At 69.8% G+C, this 8444-nt stretch carries 8 protein-coding genes, 2 tRNA genes and 1 pseudogene; 3 read left to right on the forward strand and 8 right to left on the reverse strand.

The window, feature by feature from the left end; translation table 11 throughout:
• Nucleotides 1-38 precede the first annotated feature (38 nt).
• Complete coding sequence (locus tag AB0J68_RS21005; RefSeq protein ID WP_363940056.1) at nt 39-872, reverse strand: DMT family transporter; 834 nt, start codon at nt 870-872, stop codon at nt 39-41.
• Nucleotides 873-913: 41 nt separating this feature from the next.
• On the opposite strand from AB0J68_RS21005, the gene AB0J68_RS21010 reads away from it, so the two are divergent.
• A complete protein-coding gene (locus tag AB0J68_RS21010) occupies nt 914-1534 on the forward strand; it encodes an XRE family transcriptional regulator (RefSeq protein WP_363940058.1) in 621 nt (206 codons plus the stop codon).
• Nucleotides 1535-1562: 28 nt separating this feature from the next.
• Here AB0J68_RS21010 and clpX read toward each other — a convergent pair whose 3' ends face one another.
• The 5 genes from clpX to AB0J68_RS21035 all read right to left on the reverse strand — a co-directional run bounded on the left by clpX (nt 1563) and on the right by AB0J68_RS21035 (nt 6117).
• The gene (gene clpX, locus AB0J68_RS21015) at nt 1563-2858 is read right to left on the reverse strand and encodes an ATP-dependent Clp protease ATP-binding subunit ClpX (protein WP_139588132.1); all 1296 of its coding nucleotides are present in this window, start codon (nt 2856-2858) and stop codon (nt 1563-1565) included.
• Between the two features lie 211 nt (nt 2859-3069).
• Nucleotides 3070-3732: an ATP-dependent Clp protease proteolytic subunit gene (locus tag AB0J68_RS21020; protein ID WP_121652300.1), complete on the reverse strand. Its 663-nt coding sequence runs from the start codon at nt 3730-3732 to the stop codon at nt 3070-3072.
• Between the two features lie 10 nt (nt 3733-3742).
• Nucleotides 3743-4384, reverse strand: coding sequence for an ATP-dependent Clp protease proteolytic subunit (locus tag AB0J68_RS21025; RefSeq protein ID WP_007464111.1), 642 nt, complete (start codon nt 4382-4384; stop codon nt 3743-3745).
• A 194-nt stretch (nt 4385-4578) separates the two neighbouring features.
• Complete coding sequence (gene tig / locus AB0J68_RS21030; protein WP_354861756.1) at nt 4579-5925, reverse strand: trigger factor; 1347 nt, start codon at nt 5923-5925, stop codon at nt 4579-4581.
• A gap of 118 nt (nt 5926-6043) precedes the next feature.
• Nucleotides 6044-6117 (reverse strand) — tRNA-Pro (locus AB0J68_RS21035).
• A 307-nt stretch (nt 6118-6424) separates the two neighbouring features.
• Between AB0J68_RS21035 and AB0J68_RS21040 the strand changes: the two genes are divergently transcribed.
• A tRNA-Gly gene (locus tag AB0J68_RS21040) sits at nt 6425-6498 on the forward strand.
• A 91-nt stretch (nt 6499-6589) separates the two neighbouring features.
• Here the strand turns inward: AB0J68_RS21040 and AB0J68_RS21045 are convergent.
• Nucleotides 6590-6943: a tyrosine-type recombinase/integrase gene (locus AB0J68_RS21045; protein ID WP_363940061.1), complete on the reverse strand. Its 354-nt coding sequence runs from the start codon at nt 6941-6943 to the stop codon at nt 6590-6592.
• Between the two features lie 104 nt (nt 6944-7047).
• Here AB0J68_RS21045 and AB0J68_RS21050 point away from each other — a divergent pair, with 104 nt between their 5' ends.
• The gene (locus AB0J68_RS21050; protein WP_363940063.1) at nt 7048-7446 is read left to right on the forward strand and encodes a hypothetical protein; all 399 of its coding nucleotides are present in this window, start codon (nt 7048-7050) and stop codon (nt 7444-7446) included.
• Between the two features lie 367 nt (nt 7447-7813).
• On the opposite strand, the pseudogene AB0J68_RS21055 reads toward AB0J68_RS21050, so the two are convergent.
• Nucleotides 7814-8444: pseudogene (locus tag AB0J68_RS21055) on the reverse strand (hypothetical protein); the annotation flags it as partial.

The following is an 8444-nucleotide window of genomic DNA, read 5'->3' on the forward strand; positions in this document are numbered from 1 at the left end:
GGCCCAGAGTACGGCCGGGACGGCCGGCGCGGACAGCGTCAGATGCTGGCCAGCACCAGCGCCCCCGCGGCGAACCCGAGGCCGGCGATCTGGACCGGCCGCAGGCGTTCCCGGTCGACGGCGAGCGCGAGCAGCACCGTGCTGGCGGGATAGAGCGCGGCGATCGCCGCCACGATGCTGAGGTGACCCCGCGCGGCGGCGGCCATGAAGAGCGCGTTGGCGGCGCTGTCGAGCAGACCGGCGACGGCCGCCCAACCCAGCACCCGCCGGCCGAGCCGGAGCCGCACCCCGGTGCCGGCGGCGAGGATCAGGCCGAAGCCGATCGAGCTGGCCCGGACCGCCGCCACCGGCCACATGCCGGCACTCTCGCTGGCCTGGCCGAGCAGTGTGAAGAAGACGCCGAAGAGCGCGCCGGCAGCGAGGGCCAGACCCACCAGCCGCGCGGGAGCGCCCGGACCGCGGCCCCCTTCACCCAGGCTGACCAGGGCGATCGCCACCACGGCGAGGCCGGCGCCGGTGAGCGCCAACGCGCCGGGGAAGCTCGACGTGAACAGGCCGGCGACGATCGGCACCACCGCTGCGGTGATCGCGGTGACCGGCGCCACCACGGCCATCATTCCGCCGGCGAGCGCCCGGTAGAGCAGCATGACGCCGCCAGCGCCCGCCACCCCGGCGAGCAGCCCCCAGGCGATGTCGGCGAGGTTCGGGGTCCCGGGCACCACCAGCACCAGAGCGACCAGCAGGGGGACGCTCAGCAGTTGGGAGACCACGGTCACCGCGATCGGGTCCGCCCGGCGGGACGCCTTGCCGCCGGAGAAGTCGGCGGTGCCGAAGGCAATCGCGGACACCGCGGCCAGGAGAATGGGTAGCATGCCACTGTCGTACCACAATAGTGACCGTGAAGGATAGTTTGATGACCGACACAGGTGGCCGGGTGGGCGCGGTGACCGCCGCCGTCGCCCGGCAGGTACGGGGACTGCGCGCCGCCCGGGGCTGGTCCTTCGAGGAACTGGCCGGCCGCTCCGGGGTGAGCAAAGCGATGCTCGTGCAGATCGAGAGCGCCCGCACCAACCCCAGCGTCGGCACGCTGTGCCGGGTCGCTGACGCGTTCGGCGTCAACATCGCCCGACTGGTCGAGCCGGACGAGGAGCGGACGGTGCGGATCAGCTCCACGGCCGAGGCGCCCGTGCTCTGGCACGGGGAACACGGCGGCACCGGCCACCTGCTGAGCGGGCTGGGCGAGCCCGACCTGGTCGAGCTCTGGGACTGGCGGCTGGAGCCGGGGGAAGGACACCGCTCCTCCGACCACCCGCGCGGCACCCGCGAGGTGCTGCACGTCCTCGCCGGCGCGGTGGTCGTCCACGTCGATGGGCAGGATCACGCCGTCCGGGCCGGTGACACGATCGAGTTCCACGCCGACCGGGAGCACGGCTACCGCAACGACGCCGCGGAACCGGCCCGGCTGATGATGGTGACGGTCACCCCGTCGGGCGAGTGGGACCGCCGAACACGGTCACGCCGGCCGCGTCAGTAGCGAACGGCCGGCGTGGACGCGCGGAAGATCAGGCGGACTTCTCCTCGCGGTCTCGCCGGGCCCGACGCCCGGTGAACTCGCGCGGAACGATTGTCGGGTTGACGTTCTCCAGGACGACCTCGCGGGTGATCAGCACCCGGGCGGCGTCGGGGTTGCTCGGGACCTCGAACATCGCGGAGAGCAGAACCTCCTCGATGATGGCCCGCAGACCACGGGCACCCGTGCCCCGCAGCATCGCCTGGTCGGCGATCGCCTCCAACGCGGGCTCGTCGAACTCCAGCTCGACCCCGTCCAGCTCGAAGAGCCGCTGGTACTGCCGGACCAGCGCGTTGCGCGGCTCGGTGAGGATGCGCACCAGGGCGCTGCGGTCCAGGCTGCGCACATTGGTGATCACCGGGAGCCGGCCGACGAACTCGGGGATCAGGCCGAACTTGAGCATGTCTTCCGGCATGACCTGGCTGAAGATGTCATCGGTCGACCGGTCGGACACCGACCGGAGCCGTGCGCCGAAACCGGTGCCGCCCTGGCCGGTGCGGGACTCGATGATCTGATCAAGACCGGCGAACGCACCACCACAGATGAACAGCACGTTTGTGGTGTCGATCTGGATGAACTCCTGGTGCGGGTGCTTACGACCGCCCTGCGGCGGCACGTTGGCCACCGTGCCTTCCAGCATCTTGAGCAGCGCCTGCTGCACACCCTCGCCGGAGACGTCCCGTGTGATCGACGGATTCTCCGACTTGCGGGCGATCTTGTCGACCTCGTCGATGTAGATGATGCCGGTCTCGGCGCGCTTGATGTCGTAGTCCGCGGCCTGGATGAGCTTGAGGAGGATGTTCTCCACATCCTCACCGACGTAGCCCGCCTCGGTCAGCGCGGTGGCGTCGGCGATGGCGAACGGGACGTTCAACATCCGGGCGAGCGTCTGCGCCAGGTGGGTCTTGCCGCACCCGGTCGGCCCGAGCAGCAGGATGTTGGACTTGGCCAGCTCGACGGCGTCACTGCCGGAGCCCGGCGCGCCGGCCGCCTCGGCCTGGATGCGCTTGTAGTGGTTGTAGACCGCTACCGCGAGCGCCTTCTTGGCCTGATCCTGCCCGACGACGTAGTTGTCGAGGAACTGGCAGATCTCCATCGGCTTGGGAAGCTCTTCCCACTTCACCTCGCCGGACTCGGCCAGCTCCTCTTCGATGATCTCGTTACAGAGATCGATGCACTCGTCGCAGATGTAGACCCCAGGGCCCGCGATGAGCTTCTTCACCTGCTTCTGCGACTTGCCGCAGAAGGAGCATTTCAGTAGGTCGCCGCCGTCACCGATCCGTGCCACCTACGTTCTCCCTGCACTCATCGGCCGGAGACCCGGCCCTGACCTGCGGACGCTGCGCGCCGCCCGGCTTGGTTCGCCACACCGGCCCGACCGGCGAAGCGGTACGGACCCGACGTTACCCGCTGGCGGGACATTCTCCGACCCCCAAAACGGGTGTGTCAGAGGTCGGCCGGGAACCAACGCCCCGGCCAACCCCTGACCCGGTACTGACTCAGCTGGCCGCGTTGGCAGCCAGCAGACCCTTCTTGCGGCTGGTCAGGATCGTGTCCACCAGCCCGTACTCCTTGGACTCCTCGGCCGTCATGATCTTGTCACGGTCGATGTCCTTGCGGACCTGCTCGATCGGACGGTTGCAGTGGCGGGACAGCATGTCCTCCAGCTGCGTCCGCATCCGCAGGATCTCCCGAGCCTGGATCTCGATGTCCGAGCCCTGCCCGTAGCCACCCTCGGTGGCCGGCTGATGGATGATGATCCGCGAGTTCGGCAGGGCCATCCGCTTACCCGGCGTACCCGCCGACAGCAGCACCGCCGCCGCGCTGGCGGCCTGCCCGAGGCAGACCGTCGAGATGTCCGGACGGACGTACTGCATGGTGTCGTAGATCGCCGTCATCGCGGTGAACGAGCCACCCGGCGAGTTGATGTACATGATGATGTCGCGGTCCGGGTCGGTGCCCTCCAGCGTCAGCAGCTGGGCCATCACGTCGTTGGCCGACGCGTCGTCCACCTGGACACCGAGGAAGATGATCCGGTCCTCGAAGAGCTTGTTGTACGGGTTCGACTCCTTGACCCCGTACGACGTGCGCTCGACGAACGACGGCAGCACGTAGCGGTTGTGCACGGCCGCGAACTGGGGCGGCAAGCTCAGATCGGTCATCGTCAGCTCCTCAGCTCAGGGTCCCGGCGCCATCCGGAACCTGAGCGGCCCCGATGATCACCTTGTCGATGAAGCCGTAGTCCATGGCCTCCTGGGCGGTGAACCAACGGTCCCGGTCCGAGTCGGCCTCGATCTGCGACTGGCTCTGGCCGGTGTGGTGCGCGACGCGCTCCTGGAACATTCGCTTCGTGTAGAGCATCTGCTCCGCCTGGATGGCGATGTCGGACGCCGTGCCGCCCAGACCACCGGACGGCTGGTGCATCATGATCCGAGCGTGCGGCAGGGCGTAACGCTTGCCCTTGGTGCCCGCGCAGAGCAGCAGCTGACCCATCGAGGCAGCCATGCCCATCGCCACGGTCGACACGTCGTTGTCGATGAACTGCATGGTGTCGTAGATCGCCATGCCGGAGTAGACCGAGCCACCCGGCGAGTTGATCCACAGGTTGATGTCGCGGTCCGGGTCCTCCGCGGCGAGCAGCAGCAGCTGCGCGCAGATGCGGTTGGCGACCTGGTCGGTCACCTCACTGCCCAGGAAGATGATGCGTTCCTTGAGCAACCGGTTGTAGACCGAGTCGTCGAGGTTGCCAATGGAGTCGCCACCGCGCGCGTCAATCGCCCGGAGCGACTTCTTGGGGATGTGCATGTCGGTCATGGCAGCCCTTCGCTCTCCGTACCGTCTTTCCCGACACTAACCGCTGTACGGGGCGGCAGAGCCCCGGTCGGGGCACTGTTCGCTCTCAGCGCAGCTGTGTCAGGCGCACCCGCGGCGCGGGCGTCCGGGCGTACCCCGGAAAGGATTCGGCCGCCGTGCACCGCGCAGCGGCGGACGGCGGCCGCACCCGACGATCAGTGCTCGTGGTTGTGCTCCGCCTCGTTGGCGGCGCGCAGCGCGTCCAGGGTGACCTCGTTGCCGGCCGAGTCCTTGATCGTGATCCGCTCCATGACGGCCGCGAGCGCCTTGCCCCGCCGCACGTCACCGAAGACCGCGGCGGCCGCGCCGGAGCGCACCAGCTGGTCGTAGTACTGCTGCGGGGCCATCCCGGCGCGCTGCGCCCGGTGCACGATCTCGTGCCCGAACTCGTCGTCGGAGACCTGCACGTCCTCGGCGTCGGCCAGCGTGTCCAGCAGGAGCTGCACCTTGACGCCCTCGGTCGCCGCCTCGGTCAGCTCGGCGTCGATCTGCTCCTCGGTCTTCTCCTCGGCCGCCAGGTACTCCTCAAGCGAGGCGCCGATCCGCTCCAGCTGGTCGACCATCGCCTGCTTGCGGCTCGCGACCTCCTCGCGGACGACACCCTCCGGCGCCGGCACCTCGGCGGCCTCGACCAGCTGCGCCAGCGCCTTGTCCCGGGCCGCGTAGATCTGCTCGACCTGCTTGCCCTGCGTGACCCGCGCCCGCAGGTCGCCGCGCAGCTCCTCGATCGTGTCGAACTCGCTGGCCATCTGGGCGAACTCGTCGTTCAGCTCCGGCAGCTCCTTCTCCTTGACCGTGCGCACGGTCACCGCCACGTCGGCGTCCCGGCCGGCGAAGTCGCCGCCGACCAGCTGGGTGGTGAAGGTGGTGCTGTCGCCGGCGGCGAGACCGACCACGGCCTCGTCCAGGCCCGGCAGGAGCTGCTTGCTGCCCACCTCGTGGGAGATGTTGCTGGCCTGGCCGCCCGGCACGTCCTCGCCGTCGACGGTGGCGTTCAGGTCGATCTGCACGTAGTCGCCCTCGGCGGCGGCGCGCTCGACGGTCTTGAGGGTGGCGAACCGCTCGCGCAGGTTCTTGACCTGCTCGTCGATCTCGCTCTCGTCGATCTGCAGCTCGTCGACGGTCACCTCGATGGTGCTCGCGTCGGGCAGCGTGATCTCCGGGCGGACGTCGACCTCGGCGGTGAAGTTCAGCGAGTCACCGTCGTTGAACTCGGTGATCTCGACCTCGGGACGTCCCAGCGTCTTCAGGTCGTGCTCGCGCACCGCGGCGAGGATGTTCTCCGGGATGGCGTCCTGGACCGCCTCGTTGAGGACGGTGCCCCGGCCCACCCGCTGGTCGATCACCGCGGTCGGCACCTTGCCCCGGCGGAAGCCCGGGACCTGGACCTGCGAACCGATCTCCCGGTACGCCTTCTTGAGGCTCGGCTCGAGCTCGACGAACGGCACCTCGATGGCGAGCCGCACGCGCGTCGGGCTCAGAGTCTCGACGGTGCTCTTCACAGGCGTACTCCTTGACGGATCTTGGTTTTGATTCTGGGCCTTCGATTGGCCCATCGAGTGTAGGCGAGCCGGCGGGGCCGGCCCGCAGCGCCCGGGGCGAACCGGACGCGCACGACAGTCGGGGTGGCGGGATTTGAACCCACGGCCCCTCGCTCCCAAAGCGAGTGCGCTACCAAGCTGCGCCACACCCCGTGGCGACGTGCAGTCTATGCCGTCGCCGCGCCTCAGGCGGTGCCGGGGCGTCCTCCACCCGGACATATCCCCCAAAGGCCGCACCTTGTACGCGCGCGCCCGCGCCCGATGTCAAGATCCGCACGACTTCGGGGATGTGGGAATATCCCCGAGCCGGGACACCGCCATTTCCCCGAAGTGGTGCGGATCTTGGACGGTCGACACGCGACGCGCGTGTCCCGCGACGCCGCGGGGCGGTGGCGCGGCTGCGCATCGGACACGACCATTGGGTACGCTGTCGGCGCGTCCCGTTCCGGCGGGGCGGAGCGCGGGCGTAGCTCAATGGCAGAGCTTCAGTCTTCCAAACTGACGGTGCGGGTTCGATTCCCGTCGCCCGCTCCACCCACGAAGGCCCAGGCAGACCGCCTGATCGCGGCACCTGGGCCGTTCGCTTCTCCCCCACTCTGGATCTTGCGCGCCGTCCGCGTGCCATTCACGGCCGGCGTCGACCACTGCCGGCGATACGGCGGTCCATCGCCTGAGCGATCTCGCGGACCCGCTCGCTGGTGGCGTGTTGGTAGATCAGGGCCGCCCGCATGGTCGCGTGTCCCAGGCGGTGCATTAGTTCTCGCATGCTGGCCCCGGAGGCGGCGGCGAGAGTGTTGCCGGTATGCCGCAGGTCGTAAAAGTGGAAGCCAGCCAGGCCCACCGAGCCGACCGTCTCGGTCCATTTGACGGCCCGCCCGAAGTTGCCGGAACGCAGCGGCGCACCCTTCGCACCGGTGAAGATCAGCGCGTCAGGGCCATCCTCGACATGCTCAGCCAGGTGCTCCCGCAGGGACTCCACCGCAGCTGCCGGCAGGCCGCCTGCGGCTCCGGAGTCCCGCCGCCGAGCAGCTTGCGGACGTTGCCGAAACGCCGACGCTTGGCGCCCAGCAGTAGCTTGGCGGGATGCCGGATGCCGACGACTACGACGAGCTGGTGCTCGGCGCGCTCGAGTGTTACGAGCGCGCGGTGCGCCGGGTGGCGCAAGACTTCGCCCGGCGCGGCGCCGTCGTGCAGCCGCTGGGCGTGGACCTGGACGCCCTCGACGCCCTACACGTGCACTTCGGTAGGCGGGGGCGAGCGCGGGAGGGCATCCTGGGAAGCCTGCGTCCGGCCCACGACCTGGAGCATGCCGTCGTCGAGCTGGCCGACCTGCTGCAGGAGAAGGAGTTCGATGAGGGCGACGACACCACCTGGCCCGGATGTTTGTCCGGCCACAGCCATCCTCCCACCGCGGCTCTCGTCGGCGGTGTTGCCTGCTGGCAATGCCCGCGCAGCCACGCAACCCTCTTTCCGATCGGATAGCTAACCGGCACCGCGGTTTCTCGGTTGAAGCGCACTTACCCTCCGCCGCCGGGTCGTGCCATTAGCGTGCCATTGGATGAGGACAGCAGGGGCCAGCTGGGGCCACGAGAGACCGCCGAGACAGGCCCCCAGGCCAGCCGACAGCCTGACATCGGCCATTCCCAAGCCGACAGTCTGGGAGCCACGGTTGGGAGCCACCAGGGCGAACGGAGCCGGACGAGGCCGGACCGATGCGGCTGCCGGGTGCGCGGCGACCAGGGCGACGCGGACCTTGCCGAACGGCTGCGGAAGGGTCTTGGCGTCGAGAACACCGGCGATCGCCGCGTTCGCCTCGGCCACCCCCGATCGTGGCCGACTACAGCGCGCTCTAACGAGACCTCCAGAGCCACGCGGCGAGCAGATCACTGACCTCCTCCCCGAGGGCGGGTGCCGCGCGCCGGGCCAGCACGGAAAGGTCCGCACGGTGGTCGGTCGTCACGTCGAGAGAGGGCAGCGGCGTGCGACGCCAGGTCGTACGGCTGGCGTCTCGCACGAGCCCGGTCACGTCGGCACGACCGCGTCGGGACAACCCCGGATCGGGGTCGACGGCCAGGAGCAGGGCGGCACGCAGCCGCACGGCTACGGGTGCCGTGCCGAGCAGCCGATAGCCTGCGCGCCGCAGTTCCACCCGCGCGCCGGTGAGCAACTGCCAGGGCAGCTCAGCCGGCAGGGTTGCCGCGACGGGTCGGAGCGCCGTGGTGGCCTCGCGGACGACCGACGGTGCGGGATCGGTCAGCAACGGCAGGACCCGGCCGGTGTCAACGACGTCGAGCTGGCGAAGCCCGCGTACGGCCGCGGCGCGGATCGTCGCAGCCGGGTGGGTGAGGAGCCGGTTCAGCAGCGGCGCGTCGGCAGCCGAAGCGCTCTCGCTGAACCCGTGGACGGCACCCGGTGTGGGCGCGGGGCCGGTGACGGCCGCCCGGTAGTGCGCCTGCGCGTCGGTGCCGACGCGCCGAGCG

The organism is Micromonospora sp. NPDC049580, assembly GCF_040675595.1.
Lineage (GTDB): Bacteria > Actinomycetota > Actinomycetes > Mycobacteriales > Micromonosporaceae > Micromonospora.

Coding starts and splice junctions, on each gene's coding strand:
- AB0J68_RS21005 (WP_363940056.1), bottom strand. CDS start 872: ATGCTACCCATTCTCCTGGCCGCGGTGTCCGCGATTGCCTTCGGCACC.
- AB0J68_RS21010 (WP_363940058.1), top strand. CDS start 914: ATGACCGACACAGGTGGCCGGGTGGGCGCGGTGACCGCCGCCGTCGCC.
- AB0J68_RS21020 (WP_121652300.1), bottom strand. CDS start 3,732: ATGACCGATCTGAGCTTGCCGCCCCAGTTCGCGGCCGTGCACAACCGC.
- AB0J68_RS21025 (WP_007464111.1), bottom strand. CDS start 4,384: ATGACCGACATGCACATCCCCAAGAAGTCGCTCCGGGCGATTGACGCG.
- AB0J68_RS21050 (WP_363940063.1), top strand. CDS start 7,048: ATGCCGGATGCCGACGACTACGACGAGCTGGTGCTCGGCGCGCTCGAG.